This is a genomic window from Pantoea trifolii (assembly GCF_024506435.1).
Lineage (GTDB): Bacteria > Pseudomonadota > Gammaproteobacteria > Enterobacterales > Enterobacteriaceae > Pantoea > Pantoea trifolii.
Map to the genome: position 1 here is coordinate 3157848 of NZ_JANIET010000001.1, position 20462 is coordinate 3178309.

The following is a 20462-nucleotide window of genomic DNA, read 5'->3' on the forward strand; positions in this document are numbered from 1 at the left end:
GTAATCACTCCTCAAGCGCAGAGAAAAAAATGCATAAACGTCTTTTACAACCGATCCTGATGGCCGCATCGCTGAGCGCGATCGCCCTTTCCTTCACCTCACACTCCTTCGCGGCGGAAACACAGAATTGCGGTGGCGTAATGCTGCAATCTTGTCCGCAGCCTTTTGATAAGAAGCTGCCGGATCCGCATCAGATGCTGAGCTGGAGCCAGGCCGAGCGTGTGGTGGGATTCCGCAATGATTATCGCAACTATGCGGGCGATGTATTTCATCATGGCGATTCAACGGCTTTGAAAGCCGCCAGTAAGCCGCTGACCGACGCCTCTTACACCTTCAACGGCAAACGCTATTCGTTGTCCGACTACCTGAAAAGGGAAAATGTCAGCGGCATGCTGGTGCTGAAGAACGGGAAAATTGCCTATAAGTATCTCGGCGCAGGCAATACCGACCAGACATTATGGACGTCTCGTTCAGTGGGTAAATCGGTGGTTTCCACGCTGGTAGGTATCGCCATCAAGCAAGGTAAAATCCATTCGCTTGACGATCGGGTAACGGATTACGAGCCGGATCTCAAAGGCACCGCCTGGGATGGCGTCACGCTGAAGCAATTGATCCAGCACACTTCCGGTGTCGCCTGGAACGAGGATTACACCAATCCTAACTCTGACTTTGCGCATCTGACGCAGTGTGAAGCGCGCCCTGGCACCTACGATTGCGTGCGCAATATCATCAGGCAACTGCATCGCGCACATCCGGCGGGAGAATCCTGGTCGTACTCATCCGGCGGTGCGTGGTTGCTCGGCGATGTACTGGAGAAAGCCACCGGCATGTCAATCGCCTCCTGGCTGGAGCAATCCATCTGGAAGCCTTACGGCATGGCCAGCGATGGCGTATGGCATGCTTATGCCAAAGGCCAGCACGACGTTGGCGCACATGGCTTTAACGCCACGCTGGAAGATTGGGGCCGCTTCGGCTTGTTCATCATGAATGAGGGTCGTTTGCCAAATGGTCAGCAGATGTTGCCCGATCACTGGCTGGATGATGCATCCAACTGGACGCAGGCGCGCAACTCGCTATCCGCCGCTCATCCTGAAGGCACTTATGGCTATCAATGGTGGAACAACGCGGTTGCCGCCAATGCGCAACATGTCGCTCCCACCGCCGATAAATCGTTGAAAAATTCACTGTGGGCGCTGGGTATTTATGGTCAGGTGATTATGGTGAACCGTGCTGAAAACCTGGTGATCGTGCAATGGTCAACCTGGCCTGAAGCTGAACCAAAGATGAATGCTCAGCCACTTGAAGCCGCGCTTATGTTCAGCGCAATTGCGCAGCAGCTGGCAGATTAACGCTGCGGGGCCACTGTTAAGGTGGCTCCCTTCACTCTCTGTAACAACCTAAAATGCTATCTGGTGTCGATTTAACCAACGAAACTAGACCTTTTTCATTCCTGGTTTATTCTTAAATCTTTCCATCCCGGCCTATGCCAGGATGAATACCTGAGACGACATATTTCATGAAAGAGGGAATTATGAAAAAGACCATTATTGCACTGTCAGCCATTCTGATGGCTTCTTCGGCTTTTGCCGCGACCACACATGCAACTGATGAGACTGTCGCTAATGCGCAGGCCGGTGCTAACACCGCTAAAGAAAAACTGCATCAGGCGCAGAACGAAGGTAAAGAGCAGCAGCTCAAAGCCAAGCATGCTGCTGAAGGTAAAAGCGACAGCATGACCAGCAAAGCCAGCGAAGGGACGCAGAAGGCCTGGAACAAAACCAAAGAAGGTTCTGAGAAAGGTTGGGATGCTACCAAAGAAGGCACGCAGAAAGGCTGGAATAAAACCAAAGAAGGTGCCAGCGATTTGAAAAAGAAAGTGACTGAATAACTCTCTTTGCTGAACCAAGAGGCCGCGTTTGCGGCCTTTTTTAATGCCAGTATTTCCTCAACTTTGCATCTTCCGCGCTATCCCCTTAGACTTTACGCAACACTCCATTAACCAATAATTCTTATGTCTGACACCTTTACCCGCCAGCCGCTGCCTTTACCCAACGGTCACAACAAAGTGCTGCTGCACTCCTGCTGTGCGCCCTGTTCGGGCGAAGTGATGGAAGCGATGCTGGCTTCCGGCATCGATTACACCATCTTCTTCTACAACCCAAATATTCACCCGCTGAAAGAGTACGAGCTGCGTAAAGAGGAGAATATCCGCTTTGCCGAGCAGTTTGGTGTGCCCTTTGTTGATGCCGATTACGATAAAGACAATTGGTTTGAGCGGGCGCGCGGCATGGAGTGGGAACCGGAACGTGGCGTGCGCTGCACCATGTGTTTCGACATGCGCTTTGAACGCACCGCGCTGTATGCACATGAAAACGGCTTCCCGGTGATCACCAGTTCACTCGGTATTTCGCGCTGGAAGAATATGCAGCAGATCAACGACTGCGGCGTGCGTGCGGCGGCGCACTATCCGGATATGCTTTATTGGGAATTTAACTGGCGTAAAGGTGGCGGCTCGTCACGCATGATTGAGATCAGCAAGCGCGAACGCTTCTATCAGCAAGAGTATTGCGGCTGCATATATTCGCTGCGCGACAGCAATCGCCATCGCGTAGCCAGCGGCCGCGAGCGCATTGAAATCGGCGTGCAGTATTACCAGCCAGACGAAGAGTAAAGAAAAGGGCAGGAAATCCTGCCCTTTTTCGTTAACGAAACACCAGCGTTAACACCACGATGACGATCATCATCAGTATCAGGTGAAACACCACCTTATTGAGATTGCGGTTACGCATTTCGCCTCCATGTGTTTAAAACCACTGACCAAAACGCTTGATGTAGAGCATTTTCATGCCCTGCGCGACCACGCAATAACCGAGCAGCGTTGCGACCAGCCATGGGAAGTAAGACCACGGCAGCGGCACCAATCCCACCATCGCGCCCAGCGGTGAGAACGGCAGCAGAATACCGGCGATCATCACACACGCAGTGGTCAGCAGCACCGGCAGCGCTGCACGGCTCTGGATAAACGGAATCTTTTGCGTGCGCAGCATGTGCACCACCAGCGTCTGCGACAGCAGGCCTTCAATAAACCAGCCGGACTGGAACAGCGACTGCATTTCTGGCGTATTCGCCGCGAACACGTACCACATCAGCGCGAAGGTGGTGATATCGAAAATTGACGACGTTGGCCCAATCCACAGCATAAAGCGTTTGATATTACGCGCGTCCCATTTACGCGGTTTGCGCAGGAACTCGCGGTCCATTTTGTCCCACGGCAGCGCCAGCTGGGACAGATCGTACATCAGGTTCTGAATCAGCAGATGAATCGCCAGCATCGGCAGGAACGGAATAAAGGCGCTCGCCACCAATACCGAGAACACGTTGCCGAAGTTGGAGCTGGCGGTCATGTTCAGGTACTTGATGATATTGCCGAAGGTTTCGCGTCCCTTCATGACACCCTCTTCCAGCACCATCAAATCTTTTTCCAGCAGGATGATATCGGAGGACTCTTTGGCGATATCCGCCGCGCTATCCACGGAAATCCCAACATCGGCATCGCGCAGCGCCGGGGCATCATTAATCCCGTCGCCGAGGAAGCCCACGGTATGCCCTTGCTGTTGCAGCGCGCGCAGAATGCGTGATTTTTGCAGCGGCGTGAGTTTAGCGAATACCGAACTCTGCGCGGCGGCATCGGTCAGCTGCTCGTCGCTCATCAGGGCAATCTGGTCGCCGGTGATGATGGCGCCGCTGTCGATGCCAACCTGCTGGCAAATGCGCGCGGTGACCACCGGATTATCGCCGGTCAGCACTTTGACGCTGACGCCATTGTCGCGCAGCGCGCTGATGGCTTTGGCGGCGCTCTCTTTCGGTGGATCGAGGAAAGTCAGCAGCCCTTCAACCGTTAACCCTTGCTCATCGGCCACGCTCAGCGGCTGCTGCAAACCCGGCTCCGCCAGCACGCGACTTGCCACCAGCAGCACGCGGAAACCCTGCTCATTATATTGATGTGCCAGCGCCAGCAGTTCTGCGCGACGCGTTTCGTTCAGCGGCTGTACCAGTTTGCCTTCACGCTCGGCAGTCGCGATGCTCAGCATCTCTTCCACCGCGCCTTTGCAGATCAACATCTGTTGATTGAGACGACGATCGCGCACCACCACCGAAACGCGACGGCGAATAAAATCAAACGGCAGTTCATCCACTTTAATATAGGTGTCGCCCACCGCCTCGCTGACGCGGTTTTTGCCGTACTGCAAAATGGCGCGATCCATCAGATTCAACGTGCCACTTTGATAGTGGCTGTTGAGCCAGCTCAACATCAGCACGCGAGAATTCTCCACGCCAGCACAATCCAGATGATGCTCCAGAATGATGTTGTCCTGCGTCAGCGTGCCGGTTTTATCGGTGCAGAGAATATCCATCGCGCCGAGGTTTTGAATCGCGTTCAGGCGTTTGACGATCACTTTACGCCGCGACATGGCGATGGCGCCTTTCGCCAGATTCGAGCTGACGATCATCGGCAACATTTCAGGCGTCAAACCTACCGCCACCGCCAGCGCAAACAGCGAAGCATCCAGCCAGTCGCCTTTGGTCAAACCATTAATCAGCAACACCACCGGCACCATCACCAGCATGAAGCGGATTAACAGCCAGCTCACGCTGTTGACGCCGCGGTCAAAGGCGGTTTGTGAGCGGTTACCCACAATCGATTTCGCCAGGCTACCGAAGTAGGTTTCACTGCCGGTTGCCACCACCACCGCTTTGGCGCTACCGCTGGACACGTTAGTGCCCATCAGGCAGACGCTGCCGAGTTCCAGCAGCGATGTGCCCTGCTCGCTGGCACCGCTGCTTTTACTGGTGACGTGGCCGGTGACGTCATATTTTTCAACCGGTAACGATTCGCCGGTCAAAATCGCCTGGCTGATAAATAGGTCGCGTGAATCCAGCAGCCGCACATCGGCAGGCACCAAATCCCCCGCCGACAGATAGATGATGTCACCCGGCACCAGCGTGGCGATATCCACTTCCTGTTTGAGCGGCGCTTGCTGCGCTGACTCACGACGCAGCACCGTTGCGGTGGTGCGCACCATTGATTTCAGCGCCTGCGCCGCTTTGTTGGTGCGGAACTCCTGCCAGAAGCGCAGCAAACCGCTGAGCGTTACCATCGTCACAATGATGATGACACCGGTCAGATCGGTCTCCTCGCCGTTGCGCAGCGGCAGCCAGAAATCAGTGAAAAAGCTCACCAACGCCAGCGCCATCAGGACATAGATAAACGGATTGTTGAACGCCTGCAGCAACTGCAATAACGCCGGTGGCGCTTTGTCGTGTTCAACCTGATTGCGGCCATACACGTCTAAACGTGCCTCGGCTTCACGTTCACTCAGGCCAAGCGCATCGCTGCGCAGACGCACCAGCGTTTCGTCGGCAGTGAAGCCGGCTTCATCTTCAATCAGGTAACGCGGTGTTTTTTGACGCGGCTGGCGCGTGGTATTCCAGGCTTTTTTTTCCTGGTTGAGTTTCATGTCAGTCATGGTGACATTCCTCTTTATTACGGCAATAAAAATCCCTGCGTGCGTGGCACACAAATTAAATTAACGGCAATGCTTTTTTAAATTAAAAATAACCTGTCGGGAATTTCCATATCACCTCCCGGAAATTAAAGACGAAAAGAGTCGCTCGAAAAATAACGAGTAATAAATAAAGACGAAGGTAAACACCACGCAATCGAACAGCGAAAAGCTGTCTAATGCGCAGCGCAAATCAGCACGCTGAGGTTCAGCGCGCGTATCGAGGCGGAGGGAAAAGTGTGTTAAAAATCATGTGCATGATGATCTTCCCACGGGTTTTGGCCCGTTACAGTGTCGTTTTAAGGGAACAATCATCAGAAAAGGGAGGATTGCTGCCCGCCAGGATGGCAAGCAGCGACAAAAAAGTTCGCGCGTCAGCTTGCCTTGTGATGCCAACTAAAAGGGTGACTGTCCAACTGAACTCTCCTGCTTTGAAATTGCGGCCATTATATTCCCGGAAGGAACGAAGTAAAGTTAATTATCGGTTAATCACAGAACATTTATATTTCGTTGCAGTTGAGTTGATATATCCCATTTCGGTCGCCATAAATGGCGACCCTACGACGGCCATGCAGCCTACCTTCCTTATAACTGAACCACCCGACTTAGATCATTAATGCATATGCATAGCCTGAAATTGACTATTCTTCACTGCTGCGCTCTCGTAAACTCGCGTTACTTTTTTTAGGCAAGGAAACAACATGAAAAAAATTATTCCCTCACTGCTGGCGTTATCGCTGGTAGCCGCCTTCTCTGTTCAGGCAGCGACGCCGAAAGATACGCTGGTTATTGCCCAGTCCACCGATGATGCCGACAGTTTCGATCCCGCGCAGGGCTTTGAGCTCACCACGGTGCAAGCGTTCACTAACATTTATCAGCGCCTGGTTCAGTCCGATCCCACCAATCCAACCGATTTGCAGCCAACGCTGGCGACCTCCTGGCAAGCGGGCAGTGATAATCGCAGCCTGACCTTTGAACTGCGCAAAGGCGCTCAGTTCGCCAGCGGCAATCCGTTGCGTCCGGAAGATGTGATCTTCTCGCTGGGCCGCGTGGTGAAACTCAACCTCGATCCCTCCTTTATTCTTACCCAACTTGGCTGGAATAAAGACAACGTCGATACCTTCCTGAAGAAGGTTGATGACAACCACGTACAGATCAGCTGGAGCGCCAACGTCAGCCCGGCGTATGTCCTCAGCCTGCTCTCCGCGCCGGTCTCTTCGATTGTTGATGAGAAAACCGCGCAGGCCAACGCGAAGAACGGTGACTTCGGCCACGCGTGGCTCGGCACCCACTCTGCCGGTAGCGGCCCGTATCAGATTCGTAAAGTGGTGCTGCATGAAGCGATTCTGCTGAGCGCCAACCCAACCTCTCCGGCGGGCGCACCGAAGCTGAAAAACATCCTGATCAAAAACGTTCCAGAACCGGCTGCGCGTCGTCTGCTGCTGGAACAGGGCGATGTGGATATCGCGCGTAACCTCGGCGCGGATCAGATTGCCTCGCTGAAAGGCAAAGCGGGCGTGAAGACCGAAGCGATCCCGATGGCATCGCTCTATTACATCCAGTTCAACATTGGTGAGAATCCGGTACTGAAGAACCCGGCGCTGTGGGAAGCGGCTCGTTACCTGTTCGACTATAAAGGTATCGCTAATGACCTGCTGAAAGGCCAGTTCGACGTGCATCAGACTTTCCTGCCGAAAGGTTTCCTCGGCGCAATCAACGACACGCCATACACTTACGATCCTGAGAAAGCCAAAGCGATTTTGAAGAAAGCCGGTCTGACCAACGTCAGCTTCAAGCTCTCCACCAGCAATCAGCCGCCTTACCTCGACATCGCGCAGGCGCTGCAGGGCAGCTTTGCTAAAGGCGGCGTGAAGGTTGAAGTGCAGCCTGGCTTGAGCTCTGAAGTCTCTACCCGCGTGAAGGCGCACAAATACGAAGCCACCCTGAACGCCTGGGGCGCAGACTATTTCGATCCAAACACCAACGCCGCGTCCTTCGCTTACAACCCGGAAGATGGCAGCAAAACCGTGGCTTACCGTTCTGACTGGCATATCCCAGAGCTGAACAAGCAAACGCTGGCCGCCACCGCCGAGAGCGATAACAACAAGCGCGTTGAACTTTATCAGGCGATGCAGCGTGAAGTGCTGAAAAACTCGCCGTACGTGATTGGCTTGCAGGCGAAAAACCTGATTGCGCTGCGCGACAATCTGCAAGGCTATGTGCAGGGCATCAACCCGGACATGGTCTATTACTCGCAGGTTTCTAAGTAATGGCAGTGTCAGCTTCACAGGCCGGGTTCGCCCGGCCACTCTGGCAACGCGTTAGCCACCTCGTTACCAGCCTGCTTTCGCTGCTGGTAACGTTGGTCGGTTTGTTAGCGTTCACTTTTATGCTGTCGCACCTGTCGCCTGTCGATCCGGTGCAACAGATCGCCGGCGATCACGCCAGTGAAGCCACTTACGCGCAGGTGCGCCACGATCTCGGCCTCGATCAGCCGGTGCTGGTGCAGTTCTGGCGCTATATCAGCCATCTGGCGCGCGGCGATCTCGGCTTATCGCACCTGACCAATCAACCGGTCAGCGCCGACCTGATGCGTACCTTCCCCGCCACCATTGAGCTGGCCACCTGCGCGATGATTTTTGCCGCAGTGTTTGGCATTGCCTTAGCGCTGCTGGCGGCGTGGAAACCGGGCAGCATTATCGATAACGTGGCGCGTTTTGTGTCGCTGCTTGGCTACTCGGTGCCGGTGTTCTGGCTCGGCCTGCTGGGTTTGCTGCTGTTTTACGCCGTGCTGCACTGGTCTGCCGGACCGGGCCAGCTCGATGACATCTGGATCTACACGCTGGAGCCGAAAACCGGCTTTGTGCTGATTGATAGCTGGATGTCCGGCGATCCCGAGATGTTCCGCAATGCGATTGCCCATTTGTGGCTGCCGGTGGTGATTCTCGGCCTGCTGGCGATGGCGGGTATTACGCGCCTGCTGCGCGCGGCGCTGCTGGAAGAAAGCAGCAAAGAGTACGTGGTGCTGGCGCGCGCCAAAGGTGCCAGCCGTGGCCGCATTTTGCTGCGACATATTTTCCCCAACGTGCTGGGCACGCTGATTACCGTTATCGCCCTCTCCTACGCCACGCTGCTGGAAGGTTCGGTCTTGACCGAAACGGTATTTGCCTGGCCGGGCGTCGGTCGCTACATGACCAACGCGCTGTTTTCCTCTGATGTACCGGCGATTCTCGGCTCGACCTTGCTGATTGGCAGCTGCTTTATTCTGCTCAATGCGCTGGCCGATGCCCTGACCTGGTTAACCGATCCGAGAACCCGATGACTCAACAACTCTCTGAACTGGAAACGCTGCGTCCGCGTCGCCGCCGCGCGCGCGTGACCTCACTCACCATCGGCCTGACGCTGGTGCTGATTGTGGTGGCGATGGCGTTGTTCGCGCCGTTGCTGGCGCCTTTCGATCCCAATGCGCAGATCATCTCCCAGCGTTTGCAGGCGCCGTCGGCGCTGCACTGGTTCGGCACCGATGGCTTTGGCCGCGATCTGCTGTCACGCGTGATTTACGGCGCGCGCCCAACGCTGCTGCTGGTGTCACTGATTCTGGTGCTGACCATTCCGGTTGGCCTGCTGGTCGGCATTACCGCCGGTTACCTGGGCGGCTGGACCGAGCGCGTGTTGATGCGCATTACCGATATCTTCCTGTCGCTGCCGAATCTGGTGATTGCGCTGGCGCTGGTCGCCATGCTCGGCCCCGGTTTGATGAATGGCGCTCTGGCGTTGGCGCTTACTAGCTGGCCGCCGTTTGCCCGTCAGGCGCGTGCGGAAACGCTGGCGCTGCGCCGCAGTGATTACCTCGCCGCCGCGCGCATGCAGGGCATCACCGGCTTGCGATTGATGTTTGGTCATATTCTGCCGCTGTGTATGCCAACGGCGGTGGTACGCGCCGCGCTGAGCCTCGGCGGCATTATTCTTTCAGCCGCTGGCCTCGGCTTCCTTGGCATGGGCGTGCAACCGCCTACCGCTGAATGGGGTTCGATGGTGGCAGAAGGCAGTAAAGTGATCTTCGACCAATGGTGGGTAGCCGCCGCACCCGGCGGCGCGATTCTGTTCGCCAGCCTGGCGTTTAACCTGACAGGCGATGGCCTGCGTGACCGACTGGATACTCGCCATGCCAAATGATCTGTTAATTGATGTACAAGGCCTGACGATTCGCAGCGATGATGCGCTACTGGTCGATAACATCGGCTTTCAAATTGGCCGCGAGCGCGTGGCGTTGGTAGGGGAATCCGGTTCCGGTAAATCACTCACCGCGCGCACGCTGATGGGCTTGCTGTCGCCTTCGCTGCATTTGCAGGCTGAGCGTTTGCAGATTGTTGGCACCGATGCGCTGAGCCTGCGCGAACGCGACTGGATCCAGCTGCGCGGTAGCAAGGTGGCGATGGTGATGCAGGATCCGAAATATGCGCTCAATCCCACGCGCACTATTGGCTGGCAGGTGGAAGAACCGCTGGTGCTGCACCACAAACTGAGCCGCGCCGAGCGTAAAGAGAAAGTGTGCGAGATGCTGGATGCGGTGGGTCTGCCCAATCCGCGTCAGTTGATGAAACGCTATCCGCATCAACTCTCTGGCGGCATGGGCCAACGCGTGATGCTGGCGATCGCCTTGATCACCGATCCTGAATTGCTGATCGCCGATGAACCCACGTCGGCACTCGATCACGCGATGCGCGATCAGGTGCTGGCACTGATTCGTCGTCTGGTGGAGCAGCGCAACATGGGTTTGCTGCTGATCAGCCACGATCTGCAACAGGTTTCCGAACACTGCGAACGCGTGATGGTGATGTATCAAGGCCGCGTGCTGGATACCTTGCCGGCGTCCGAGCTCTCCAACGCCAGCCATCCTTACACCAGCACCTTGTGGGCCTGTCGTCCGAGTAAAGCCACACACGGCGAGCGCTTGCCGGTGCTGGATCGTGCCGCGCTGGAGAAAAATTATGATTGAGTTATCGAACCTCAGCGTTTCGCACAAGCAAGGTTACGAGCTGCGCACCGTGGTGCACGATGTGTCGCTGCAGGTTGCGGCCGGTGAGTGTTTTGGTCTGGTTGGCCCATCCGGCTGCGGCAAGTCGTCGCTGCTGTGGGTGCTGGCGGGATTGAATCCGCACTGGAGCGGCAGCATGTCGCTGGCGGGCACCGCCGTGCAGCCCGGCAAAGCGTTTACCGGCCAGCTGCGCCGCGATGTGCAGATGGTGTTTCAGGATCCCTACGCTTCGCTGCATCCGCGTCATCGCCTGCGTCGCACGCTGGCGGAACCGCTGAAAATGCTTAAGCGTGATAACATCGACGACCGCATTAATGCCGGGTTCCGCCATGTCGGGCTCGATCCGGCGCTGGCGGATCGCTATCCGCATCAGCTTTCGGGCGGTCAGCGTCAGCGCGTGGCGATTGTGCGCGCCTTGCTGCTGGAACCGAAGATCCTGCTGCTGGATGAGCCGACCTCGGCGCTGGACATGTCGGTGCAGGCCGAGATCCTCAACTTGCTCAACGATCTAAAGCAAAAAGATGGTTTAACCATGGTGCTGGTCAGCCACGATCCGGATGTGATCGATCACATGTGCGATCGCGCAGCGCGCATGGCGCAAGGCCGCATCGTGGAACAACATTCAACAACAAGGAACACCGTATGACGGTTAAGTTACGTCCGCTGGAGCGGGAAGATTTACGCTTTGTGCATCAACTCGATAACAACGCCAGCGTGATGCGTTACTGGTTTGAGGAGCCGTACGAAGCCTTCGTCGAGCTTTCTGATCTGTATGACAAACACATCCACGATCAAACCGAGCGTCGCTTTGTGGTGGAGCATGATGGACACAAAGCCGGTTTGGTGGAGTTGGTCGAGATTAATCACGTGCATCGCCGCGCTGAGTTTCAGATCATTATCGATCCTTCACATCAGGGCAAAGGCTTAGCCACGAAAGCGGCAAAGTTAGCGATGGATTACGGCTTTTCAGTGCTGAATCTCTACAAACTCTATCTGATTGTCGATGAAGAGAATAAGAAGGCGGTGCATATCTACACCAAGCTGGGTTTTGAGGTGGAAGGCGTACTAAAGCACGAATTTTTCATCAACGGCGAATACCGCAACACCATTCGCATGTGCATTTTCCAGCAGCAACATCTGGCGCAGCATAAAAGCGCCAATGCCATGGTGAAGCCAACCGCGCAGTAATCATTGTCTATGCATTCATGCGCACCAGGTCGCCATGAATGGCGACCCTACGGGGTTTGTGGCGATGGTGAGTCAGAAAAACGCATTGTCGCTGCAGCGACGGTGTTGAGGCGACATCCCAAACCGCTGAGCGAATAAGGGATTCCAGGGCGAGCCGCATGGATGCGGCGAGAGGTGGCGCTGAGCAGGAGCGAATCGCCACCGGTCCGTCAGGAATCGTGAATGAGTGAAGGTACCGCGAAGCGGCGGATTGGGCTGGCGCAAGGCCCGGGAGTGCAGAGGGCGCGGCCAGGCGCTCTCTGCTCGGTCGCCGCACCAGGATACTGCAACTGCCTCAGTACATGGCGAACGAAAGTCGCTCTGCGCTTAACTGAGCGGCATTACGCCATAAATGGCTGCGTGATTAACCGCGTGCGCCGACGACGTTCAGCTTCGGCTGCGGATGTTCAGGTTTGAGATCGTACATGCCGCCATAGAAAGGATCGACCAGCAACCAGCCGGGGAAGCCCAACAGCGGAATATTGCCCAGCACATACCACAGATTGGCACTGGCCTCGATCGGCAAGGTTAGCGGCACGTAGCCCGGACTTTCCAGCATCACCTGATAGTGCTTCTTACCAAAGTAATTCCCGGTCGATTTCGCCAGCTCAACGGTTTGCGGCGTATAGCCCTGCGCCACCGCGCGGCCGGTCTCATCCTGCACGGTGAAACGCGCGCCTTGCGGCAGGGAGTCGATTTTTACCGGTTGCGTTTCAGTGCCAACAATGGTGGCGCAGCCGCTCAGCAGCAGCGCACAGGCAGGAAAAAGAGGTCGCAGGTTCATAGCAGGTCCGCTTCAGCATCAGATAGGACAGTGTAAACTGCCCTTCTGTGCTTAATCGCGCTATCACTGATGATTTTCTGCGCTTTATTGCGGTTGACAACAGGCAGCAATCGCCGCGATATCCTGCGGCGTGGTACGGCAGCAGCCGCCAATCAGACGTGCGCCCGCCTGCTGCCATTCAGCGAATTTGTCATGCAGCGTGCAGCCCGACGGCGCGGAGTGCCAGGTTTTGCTGCTGGCATCGTACTGCTCGCCGGAGTTCGGATAGACCAGCAGCGGTTTGTCACACAGCGCCTGTAAGCTGCGCAGAGCGGGCGTCACGCTCTCCAGCGCCACGCAGTTGATGCCAATCGCCACCACTTGCGGTGCCGCATTCACCAGCTGCGCCACTTTGCTCAGCGGCGTGCCGTCGCTGAGGTGTTCGGCATCGCGCAGGGTAAAGGAGAACCACGCGCTGCTGTCAGGGAATTCGGCCAGTAAACTCACCAGCGCCTGCGCCTCAGCGAAGGACGGCAGCGTTTCGCAGGCCAGCAGATCGACACCCGCTTCCAGCAACGCCTTCACGCGCGGACGGTGGAACGCTTTCATCTCCTCTTCCGGCAGCGCGTAATCACCCCGATACTCCGCGCCATTGGCCAGAAACGCGCCATACGGCCCGACGGATCCGGCCACCAGCAATGGCGCGGTGCTGGCCGAAGATGCGCGATAGTCGTCACGCGCGCGCTGCGCCAGCTGTACGCTCTGGGTAATCAGTGCCAGCGCCTGCGCTTCATCTAATCCACGTGCAGCAAAACCCTGCGGTGTGGCCTGATAGCTGGCGGTGATCGCCACATGCGCGCCAGCGGCAAAGTAATCGTGATGCACCTGATAAATCAGCTCAGGATTTTCTACCAGCACTTTGGCCGACCACAACGCATCGGCCAGATTGCAGCCGCGCGCTTCCAGCTCGGTCGCCAGCGCACCATCGAGAATCAGCGTGTCAGTTTGGGTTAGTGCCTGCGCGATGGGATTACGCGACATCGTTGGCCTCCTCAGCCTTAAGGGATGACTTACGTCGTTGCGTGACATGGTATGCGGCATAGCAGAACAGCACAAACGGAATGCCGCACCACAACGCAATACGCTGCGACGGATCGAACGCCAGTCCGACGCACGCCAGCAGGCAAAGCAGGAAGCCGAGAATCGGCGTCAGCGGATAGAGCGGCGCGCGATACGCCAGCTGTAGTAAGCTGCCACCCGCTTGCAGATGGCGACGACGGAACACATAGTGCGAGGCGCAGATGCTGAGCCACACCGCTACCACGGCAAAACCGGAAATCGCCGACAGCGCCACAAACACCGTGTCCGGCGCAATTACGCTGGAGAACAGCGCCAGTAGGCCGCCAATCATGCTCACGGTCAGCGCCAGCACCGGAATGCCGCGGCGATTAACGCGCGCAAAACAGCGCGGCAGCGTGTTCTCATTGGCCAGCGACCACAACATGCGGCCAGAAGCATACAGGCCGGAGTTAGCGGCGGAGAGGATGGCGGTCAGGATCACGAAGTTGAAGATATCCGCTGCGTACGGGATGCCGATCTTTTCAAACACCAGCACAAACGGGCTTTTGACGATCCCCGCCTGATCCATTGGGATCAGCGCCGCCAGCACGAATACCGTGCCGATAAAGAAGATGATCAACCGTGCCACGGTGGTGCGGATCGCCAGTGGCAGCGCTTTTTGCGGCTGCTCGGTTTCACCGGCGGCGATACCGATCAATTCTGTGCCCGAGAACGCGAAGTTGACCGCCACCATGGTCATCAGAATCGGCAGCGTGCCGTGCGGCAGCCAGCCGGACGCGGTGAGATTGAGCAATCCCGGCGCGGCGCTGCCGTCTTTCATCGGGATAAAACCAAAGATCGCGCCTGCGCCGAGAAGGATAAAAGCGATGATGGTGATCACTTTGATGATGGAGAACCAGAATTCACCTTCGGCAAAGAAGCGCGTTGAGACGATATTCAGCAGATAGATGGCGATGCAGAACACCAGACACCACGTCCATACCGGCACGCTTGGGAACCAATACTGCATACAGAATCCGGCGGCAGTCAGGCTGGAACCCAGCGCCACCGTCCAGGTGAGCCAGTACAGCCAGGCGACGGTATAACCGGTGGCCGGGCTGAGATAGCGTGCGGCATAGACGTGGAATGCGCCAGTTTCCGGCATCGCCACGGCCAACTCGCCGAGACAGACCATTACCAGCCACACCACCAGCGCACCAATCAGATAGGCCAGCAAGGTTCCGGCTGCGCCGGTGGTTGAGATGATATAGCCGGTATTGAAGAACAGTCCGGTTCCGATCACACCGCCAAGCGACAGCATCACCAGATGCCGTACTTTCATGGTGCGCTTAAAATTTTCCTGCGGAGGCGTAGCCTGAGTTTGCATCATATTTATCCGTATGGACGTCTGAACATCTATATGGACACAAGGTTATACGCGTCAGCGTGCGGATTTGCAACGGGGCAGAAGGAGAGGATTCAGTGAGGGTTTGCGGCCCCGCGTTGACGGGGCGCAAGATCAGGCGCCGAATACGCCTTGCAGATAACGCTCAAGCGCAACGCGCGAGCTGAAGCCGTGCGGAATACCGTAATGCTCCTGCGAATCGCCCATTAAATAGAGTGGGAATTGCGTGTAGTGATCGCAGGTTTTCATCTCTGAGGCCGGTTCAGCAAAGCTCTGGCTTTTCTCTTTCAGCGTCGGGTGAATGATTAAGGCGGTCCGTCCCATTCGCGCTTCGCGATTAACATACACATAGTTTTCGCCGCGACGATAACCGTAAATTTTTGGCGTTTGGGTATCCATTTCGAAGCCTACTTTCTCAAGTACGCGCGCTACCTCATCTGGTCGTAAATACATGCTTGCTCCTCTCTTCTCACAGCCCCGCAACCTTACAGCAGCAGGATGGCATGGGCATTCGGAATTTTCCCTAAAGCCTGGCACATCCCTGCGTTTAATCACGCTTCGTCTACACTGAGTATTACGTTTTAAATCAAAGGGAGCTAAAAAATGTTTAATCGAAGCGCAAAAAACGATGACATTGATATTAATCAGGATGTAAACGAACTGGCCGATTCGCTAGAGGCGTTACTTAAATCTTATGGCAGTGAAGCTAAAGATGAGGTTGATAATGCACGCAGCCAGGCGCAGGCGCTGCTGAAGCAGACGCGTGCCAAACTGAGCGGCGGACAGAGTCGCGTATCGCAAGCGGCGCGTGACGCCGGTACGCAGGTTGATGCCTATGTCCACGACAAGCCGTGGCACGGCGTGGGCGTTGGTGCGGCAATCGGTTTAGTGCTAGGTGCGCTGCTGGTGTCTTCACGCCGATAAGCCTGAAAGTAGACTCAATAAGCCTCGCTGATGCGGGGCTTTTTTGTGGGCGCGAGATAGTGCGCGCTTTCCCTCACCCTAACCCTCTCCCGCAGGCGGGAGAGGGAATAATTAGCTGGATCGGCTCCTTCTCCCGCTTGCGGGAGAAGGCTGGGATGAGGGCCAAATCGCACAAAATCCAACCAACCTTCCCACTCCATTCCCTTTACAAAAAACTTTTCCGGCCTGGAAGGCGCAGGATCTCTGGCCTTAGCGAATATCCGAAGATCAAAATCAAAAAACCCTATATCTGGTGGGCTTGACCGCCACGAACACTACATCTAGTATTCAACCCATCAACCAGCTACCAGATGTCGTCAAGGACGAAGTTCGATGCAAACAGGAATTTGCTTCGTATCTCGCAATCTGACCGCAATCAAAGGGAAATACGAATCATGCGCATTATTATTTACACTAAAGATAACTGTGTCCAGTGCAATGCGACAAAAAATGCCATGGACCGCAAAGGTATCGACTATCAGCTGATCAACCTTGATACCCAACCCGAAGCCATCGACAACCTCAAATCTCTCGGCTATCGCCAGGTGCCGGTGGTGATGACGCAAGACGATCACTGGAGTGGCTTCCGTCCCGACAAAATTGCCAGCCTGCGCCAGCTCGCGGCCGTCGGGGGATAAGCCATGTTTCCACTGGTCTATTTCTCTAGCCAGTCGGAAAACACGCACCGATTCATCACTCGTCTGGGGCTGCCTGCCCGCCGCATTCCGGTTGACGGCAAGCAGCGCCTTTATATCGAACAGCCCTACATTTTAGTGGTGCCGAGCTACGGCGGCGGCAGTTCGCGCGGTGCGGTGCCGAGACAAGTGATTCAATTCCTCAATGATGATGCCAACCGACGCGGGATTCGCGGGGTGATCGCTGCCGGTAACCGCAACTTCGGTGAAGGCTATTGCCTGGCGGGCGACATCATTGCGCAGAAATGTCAGGTTCCCTATCTCTACCGCTTTGAGCTGATGGGAACCCCCGACGATATCGCTAATGTAAAAGCGGGAGTGACCCAATTTTGGCAACGACAGACACCCTAAACAGCTCGCTAACGGATTACCACGCGCTTAACGCGATGCTGAACCTGTATGACGCCGACGGCCGCATCCAGTTCAGCAAAGATCACGAAGCGACGCGCCAGTTCTTCCTGCAGCATGTGCAACCCCATACCGTGCAGTTTGCCTCTGCGGGTGAACGCCTGCGCTATCTGGTGGCCGAAGGCTACTACGAAGCCGAAGTGCTGAATCAGTACGATTTCGCTTTCCTGTGCCAGCTGCACGATGAAGCCGATGCGGCGGGTTTCGCTTTTCACACCTTCCTCGGTGCGTGGAAGTTTTACACCAGCTATACGCTGAAAACCTTCGACGGCAAACGCTATCTGGAAACGTTTGAACAGCGCGCCTGCATGGTGGCGCTGACGCTGGCACGCGGCAATGAAACCTTAGCGCGCGAGCTGCTGGCGGAAATGCTGAGCGGTCGCTTCCAGCCCGCTACGCCAACCTTCCTTAACTGCGGTAAGCAGCAGCGCGGCGAGCTGGTTTCCTGTTTCCTGCTGCGCATCGAAGACAATATGGAATCGATTGGTCGCGCGGTGAATTCGGCGTTGCAGCTGTCGAAACGCGGCGGCGGCGTGGCGTTCCTGCTCTCCAACCTGCGTGAATCGGGTGCGCCGATTAAGCGCATTGAGAACCAGTCATCGGGCGTGATTCCGGTGATGAAGATGCTGGAAGATGCGTTCTCCTACGCTAACCAGCTGGGTGCACGTCAGGGCGCAGGTGCGGTGTGGCTGAATGCGCATCACCCGGATATTTTCCGCTTTCTCGATACCAAACGTGAAAACGCCGACGAGAAGATCCGCATCAAAACGCTGTCGCTCGGCGTGGTGATCCCGGATATCACCTTCCAGCTGGCGAAAGAGAATCGCGATATGGCGCTGTTCTCGCCGTACGATGTCGAGCGCATCTACGGCAAAGCCTTTGGTGATATCAGCATCAGCGAGCATTACGACGAGATGCTGGCGGACGATCGCATCACCAAAACCTACATCAAGCCGCGCGATTTCTTCCAAACGCTGGCGGAGATTCAGTTTGAGTCGGGCTATCCGTACATCATGTTCGAAGACAGCGTGAACCGCAGTAACCCGATTGCCGGTCGCATTAACATGAGTAATCTCTGCTCCGAGATTTTGCAGGTTAATAGCGCCAGCGAGTTCTATGACGATCTTAGCTATCGTCGCATCGGCAAAGATATCTCCTGCAACCTCGGCTCGCTCAACATTGCCCATGCCATGGATTCGCGCAATCTGGCGCAAACCGTGGAAACCGCCGTGCGTGCGCTGACCGCCGTTTCCGAAATGAGTGAGATCAATTCGGTGCCGTCGGTGGCGGAAGGCAATCGCCGCTCGCACGCGATTGGTTTGGGTCAGATGAACCTGCACGGTTATCTGGCGCGCGAAGGCATGGCGTACGGTTCAGAAGAAGCGCTGGATTTCACCAATCTTTACTTCTATTGCGTCACCTATCACGCCGTGCGCACCTCGAATCTGCTGGCGCAGGAGCATCAGAAGAGTTTTGACGGTTTCGCCGACTCGAAATACGCCAGCGGGCAATATTTCGATAAGTACATCGAACAAGCGTGGCAACCACGCACCGCGCGTGTGGCAAAACTGTTCGCTGATGCCGGACTGGCTCTGCCGACGCAGGCCGACTGGCAAGCGCTACGTGCAGCGGTGATGCAGCATGGACTGTACAACCAGAACCTGCAGGCGATTCCGCCAACCGGTTCGATCTCGTACATCAACCATGCAACCTCCAGCATTCATCCGATTGTGTCGCGCATTGAGATCCGTAAAGAGGGCAAAACTGGCCGCGTCTATTATCCGGCACCGTTTATGACCAACGACAATCTCGACCTCTATCAGGATGCGTACTCGATTGGGCCGGAGGCGATTATTGATACCTACGCCGAAGCCACGCAGCACGTCGATCAAGGCCTGTCGCTGACGCTGTTCTTCCGCGACGACGTCACCACGCGCGATATCAACAAAGCGCAGATTTACGCGTGGAAGAAAGGCATCAAAACGCTCTATTACATTCGTCTGCGCCAGATGGCGCTTCAAGGCACCGAGGTGCAGGGCTGCGTCTCCTGCTCACTGTGATGAAAACTATGCAACTAAAACAGATTCAAGCGATTAACTGGAACCGCATTCAGGACGAGAAAGACCTCGAAGTGTGGAACCGACTGACCAGCAACTTCTGGCTGCCGGAAAAAGTGCCGCTCTCCAACGATTTGCCGGCGTGGCAGTCGCTGGACCACCAGCAACAGCAGCTGACCATTCGGGTGTTTACCGGTTTGACGCTGCTCGACACCATCCAGAACGTGATCGGTGCGCCGGGCCTGATGGAGGATGCGATGACACCGCATGAAGAAGCCGTGCTGTCGAACGTCTCCTTTATGGAAGCGGTGCATGCGCGTTCATACAGTTCGATTTTCTCCACGCTGTGTAACACCGCAGATGTCGATGCGGCGTATCGCTGGAGTGAAGAGAATGACGCGCTGCAGAACAAGGCGAAGATTGTGCTGGAGCACTATCGCGCCGAGGATCCGCTGAAGAAGAAAATCGCCAGCGTGTTCCTTGAATCGTTCCTGTTCTACTCCGGTTTCTGGTTGCCGATGTATTGGTCAAGCCGTGGCAAGCTGACCAACACCGCTGACCTGATTCGTCTGATCATTCGTGACGAAGCGGTTCACGGTTACTACATCGGCTATAAGTACCAAAAAGCGCTGGAAAATGTTGATGCTGGTCGCCGTGAAGAGTTGCAACAGTTCGCGATTGATTTGCTGCTGGCACTGTACGAAAACGAAGTGGTGTATACCGAAGCGTTGTACGGCGAAGTCGGCTGGGCGGAAGAGGTGAAAACCTTCCTGCACTACAACGCCAACAAGGCGCTGATGAACCTCGGCTACGAAGCGCTGTTCCCGGCGGAATTGACCGCAGTGAACCCGGCGATCTTGTCTGCGCTGTCGCCCAACGCCGATGAAAATCACGATTTCTTCTCCGGCTCGGGCTCTTCTTATGTCATGGGTAAAGCAGTAGAGACCGAAGACGAAGACTGGAATTTTTAACATTAATACCCGGTGCGCATTAATGCGCACCCTACGTCGTAGGGTCGCCATTTATGGCGACCTGGATTCCACATTTATTCCCCTCGCCTCGTCATAATTGACATTTAAATATCCATCAATCGCCCCTTTCTATTTCCACTCACAACATCTTTTTTCACGCCATTGACACCATTTCCGCCGTGAAATAGTGATAAATCACACTATCCTTCATAAAAATTTAATCCACGCGCATCCCTTGTGAGCACTGGCGATTTTAGCCATTGACCGCTGCGCGTGCCGCCGAATATCGCCATTCAGGGTTGTCAGATAATT

The 20462-nt window shown here is 55.8% G+C and carries 19 protein-coding genes; 14 read left to right on the forward strand and 5 right to left on the reverse strand.

Annotated features, from left to right (window positions below; all coding sequences use genetic code 11):
• Positions 1–29 precede the first annotated feature (29 nt).
• The 3 genes from NQH49_RS14655 (at position 30) to NQH49_RS14665 (ending at position 2671) form a co-directional block, all read left to right on the forward strand.
• Entirely contained in the window at positions 30–1349 is a 1320-nt protein-coding gene (locus NQH49_RS14655; protein ID WP_256697172.1) for a serine hydrolase domain-containing protein, read from the forward strand.
• A gap of 182 nt (positions 1350–1531) precedes the next feature.
• On the forward strand, positions 1532–1888 hold the full coding sequence (locus tag NQH49_RS14660; protein ID WP_008101580.1) for a KPN_00521 family repetitive protein: 357 nt from the start codon (positions 1532–1534) through the stop codon (positions 1886–1888).
• Positions 1889–2011: 123 nt separating this feature from the next.
• Complete coding sequence (locus NQH49_RS14665; protein WP_008101584.1) at positions 2012–2671, forward strand: epoxyqueuosine reductase QueH; 660 nt, start codon at positions 2012–2014, stop codon at positions 2669–2671.
• Between the two features lie 133 nt (positions 2672–2804).
• Here NQH49_RS14665 and mgtA read toward each other — a convergent pair whose 3' ends face one another.
• On the reverse strand, positions 2805–5528 hold the full coding sequence (mgtA, locus tag NQH49_RS14670) for a magnesium-translocating P-type ATPase (protein WP_256697173.1): 2724 nt from the start codon (positions 5526–5528) through the stop codon (positions 2805–2807).
• 737 nt (positions 5529–6265) lie between these two features.
• On the opposite strand from mgtA, the gene NQH49_RS14675 reads away from it, so the two are divergent.
• From NQH49_RS14675 to speG, 6 genes are read left to right on the forward strand one after another with little or no spacing between them, the layout of a single operon-like run.
• Positions 6266–7834, forward strand: coding sequence for an ABC transporter substrate-binding protein (locus tag NQH49_RS14675; protein WP_176971466.1), 1569 nt, complete (start codon positions 6266–6268; stop codon positions 7832–7834).
• The gene (locus tag NQH49_RS14680) at positions 7834–8886 is read left to right on the forward strand and encodes an ABC transporter permease (protein WP_154181619.1); all 1053 of its coding nucleotides are present in this window, start codon (positions 7834–7836) and stop codon (positions 8884–8886) included. The genes NQH49_RS14675 and NQH49_RS14680 overlap by 1 nt, the downstream gene beginning before the upstream one ends.
• The gene (locus NQH49_RS14685) at positions 8883–9740 is read left to right on the forward strand and encodes an ABC transporter permease (protein ID WP_256697175.1); all 858 of its coding nucleotides are present in this window, start codon (positions 8883–8885) and stop codon (positions 9738–9740) included. The genes NQH49_RS14680 and NQH49_RS14685 overlap by 4 nt, the downstream gene beginning before the upstream one ends.
• Positions 9730–10563, forward strand: coding sequence for an ABC transporter ATP-binding protein (locus NQH49_RS14690; protein ID WP_256697176.1), 834 nt, complete (start codon positions 9730–9732; stop codon positions 10561–10563). The genes NQH49_RS14685 and NQH49_RS14690 overlap by 11 nt, the downstream gene beginning before the upstream one ends.
• Positions 10556–11248 carry an ABC transporter ATP-binding protein gene (locus NQH49_RS14695; protein ID WP_061718040.1) on the forward strand — a complete coding sequence of 231 codons (693 nt, stop codon included), beginning with the start codon at positions 10556–10558 and terminating at the stop codon, positions 11246–11248. The genes NQH49_RS14690 and NQH49_RS14695 overlap by 8 nt, the downstream gene beginning before the upstream one ends.
• A complete protein-coding gene (gene speG / locus NQH49_RS14700; RefSeq protein ID WP_008101618.1) occupies positions 11245–11790 on the forward strand; it encodes a spermidine N1-acetyltransferase in 546 nt (181 codons plus the stop codon). The genes NQH49_RS14695 and speG overlap by 4 nt, the downstream gene beginning before the upstream one ends.
• A 403-nt stretch (positions 11791–12193) precedes the next feature.
• On the opposite strand, the gene NQH49_RS14705 is transcribed toward speG, so the two are convergent.
• The 4 genes from NQH49_RS14705 to NQH49_RS14720 all read right to left on the reverse strand — a co-directional run bounded on the left by NQH49_RS14705 (position 12194) and on the right by NQH49_RS14720 (position 15509).
• Positions 12194–12613, reverse strand: a complete 420-nt coding sequence (locus tag NQH49_RS14705) for a hypothetical protein (RefSeq protein ID WP_256697178.1) — start codon at positions 12611–12613, stop codon at positions 12194–12196.
• A gap of 84 nt (positions 12614–12697) precedes the next feature.
• Positions 12698–13633 carry a homocysteine S-methyltransferase gene (gene mmuM / locus NQH49_RS14710; protein ID WP_256697180.1) on the reverse strand — a complete coding sequence of 312 codons (936 nt, stop codon included), beginning with the start codon at positions 13631–13633 and terminating at the stop codon, positions 12698–12700.
• Positions 13623–15038 (reverse strand): S-methylmethionine permease, encoded by a 1416-nt coding sequence (mmuP, locus tag NQH49_RS14715; protein ID WP_256698442.1) that lies wholly within the window; start codon positions 15036–15038, stop codon positions 13623–13625. The genes mmuM and mmuP overlap by 11 nt, the downstream gene beginning before the upstream one ends.
• A 132-nt stretch (positions 15039–15170) precedes the next feature.
• The gene (locus NQH49_RS14720; RefSeq protein ID WP_008101622.1) at positions 15171–15509 is read right to left on the reverse strand and encodes a DUF2002 family protein; all 339 of its coding nucleotides are present in this window, start codon (positions 15507–15509) and stop codon (positions 15171–15173) included.
• A gap of 150 nt (positions 15510–15659) precedes the next feature.
• Here NQH49_RS14720 and NQH49_RS14725 point away from each other — a divergent pair, with 150 nt between their 5' ends.
• From NQH49_RS14725 to nrdF, 5 genes are all read left to right on the forward strand, one after another.
• Complete coding sequence (locus NQH49_RS14725; RefSeq protein WP_008101623.1) at positions 15660–15980, forward strand: DUF883 family protein; 321 nt, start codon at positions 15660–15662, stop codon at positions 15978–15980.
• A gap of 434 nt (positions 15981–16414) precedes the next feature.
• Positions 16415–16657 (forward strand): glutaredoxin-like protein NrdH, encoded by a 243-nt coding sequence (nrdH, locus tag NQH49_RS14730; RefSeq protein WP_008101624.1) that lies wholly within the window; start codon positions 16415–16417, stop codon positions 16655–16657.
• 3 nt (positions 16658–16660) lie between these two features.
• Positions 16661–17065 (forward strand): class Ib ribonucleoside-diphosphate reductase assembly flavoprotein NrdI, encoded by a 405-nt coding sequence (nrdI, locus tag NQH49_RS14735; protein WP_256697182.1) that lies wholly within the window; start codon positions 16661–16663, stop codon positions 17063–17065.
• Positions 17044–19182, forward strand: a complete 2139-nt coding sequence (gene nrdE, locus NQH49_RS14740; protein ID WP_256697183.1) for a class 1b ribonucleoside-diphosphate reductase subunit alpha — start codon at positions 17044–17046, stop codon at positions 19180–19182. The genes nrdI and nrdE overlap by 22 nt, the downstream gene beginning before the upstream one ends.
• A gap of 8 nt (positions 19183–19190) precedes the next feature.
• On the forward strand, positions 19191–20150 hold the full coding sequence (gene nrdF, locus NQH49_RS14745; RefSeq protein WP_256697184.1) for a class 1b ribonucleoside-diphosphate reductase subunit beta: 960 nt from the start codon (positions 19191–19193) through the stop codon (positions 20148–20150).
• Positions 20151–20462: the final 312 nt, after the last annotated feature.

Coding starts and splice junctions, on each gene's coding strand:
- mgtA (WP_256697173.1), bottom strand. CDS start 5,528: ATGACTGACATGAAACTCAACCAGGAAAAAAAAGCCTGGAATACCACG.
- mmuM (WP_256697180.1), bottom strand. CDS start 13,633: ATGTCGCGTAATCCCATCGCGCAGGCACTAACCCAAACTGACACGCTG.
- NQH49_RS14655 (WP_256697172.1), top strand. CDS start 30: ATGCATAAACGTCTTTTACAACCGATCCTGATGGCCGCATCGCTGAGC.
- NQH49_RS14660 (WP_008101580.1), top strand. CDS start 1,532: ATGAAAAAGACCATTATTGCACTGTCAGCCATTCTGATGGCTTCTTCG.
- NQH49_RS14720 (WP_008101622.1), bottom strand. CDS start 15,509: ATGTATTTACGACCAGATGAGGTAGCGCGCGTACTTGAGAAAGTAGGC.
- NQH49_RS14665 (WP_008101584.1), top strand. CDS start 2,012: ATGTCTGACACCTTTACCCGCCAGCCGCTGCCTTTACCCAACGGTCAC.
- mmuP (WP_256698442.1), bottom strand. CDS start 15,038: ATGCAAACTCAGGCTACGCCTCCGCAGGAAAATTTTAAGCGCACCATG.
- NQH49_RS14685 (WP_256697175.1), top strand. CDS start 8,883: ATGACTCAACAACTCTCTGAACTGGAAACGCTGCGTCCGCGTCGCCGC.
- nrdI (WP_256697182.1), top strand. CDS start 16,661: ATGTTTCCACTGGTCTATTTCTCTAGCCAGTCGGAAAACACGCACCGA.
- NQH49_RS14690 (WP_256697176.1), top strand. CDS start 9,730: ATGCCAAATGATCTGTTAATTGATGTACAAGGCCTGACGATTCGCAGC.
- NQH49_RS14695 (WP_061718040.1), top strand. CDS start 10,556: ATGATTGAGTTATCGAACCTCAGCGTTTCGCACAAGCAAGGTTACGAG.
- NQH49_RS14705 (WP_256697178.1), bottom strand. CDS start 12,613: ATGAACCTGCGACCTCTTTTTCCTGCCTGTGCGCTGCTGCTGAGCGGC.
- NQH49_RS14725 (WP_008101623.1), top strand. CDS start 15,660: ATGTTTAATCGAAGCGCAAAAAACGATGACATTGATATTAATCAGGAT.
- nrdF (WP_256697184.1), top strand. CDS start 19,191: ATGCAACTAAAACAGATTCAAGCGATTAACTGGAACCGCATTCAGGAC.
- NQH49_RS14675 (WP_176971466.1), top strand. CDS start 6,266: ATGAAAAAAATTATTCCCTCACTGCTGGCGTTATCGCTGGTAGCCGCC.
- NQH49_RS14680 (WP_154181619.1), top strand. CDS start 7,834: ATGGCAGTGTCAGCTTCACAGGCCGGGTTCGCCCGGCCACTCTGGCAA.
- nrdH (WP_008101624.1), top strand. CDS start 16,415: ATGCGCATTATTATTTACACTAAAGATAACTGTGTCCAGTGCAATGCG.
- speG (WP_008101618.1), top strand. CDS start 11,245: ATGACGGTTAAGTTACGTCCGCTGGAGCGGGAAGATTTACGCTTTGTG.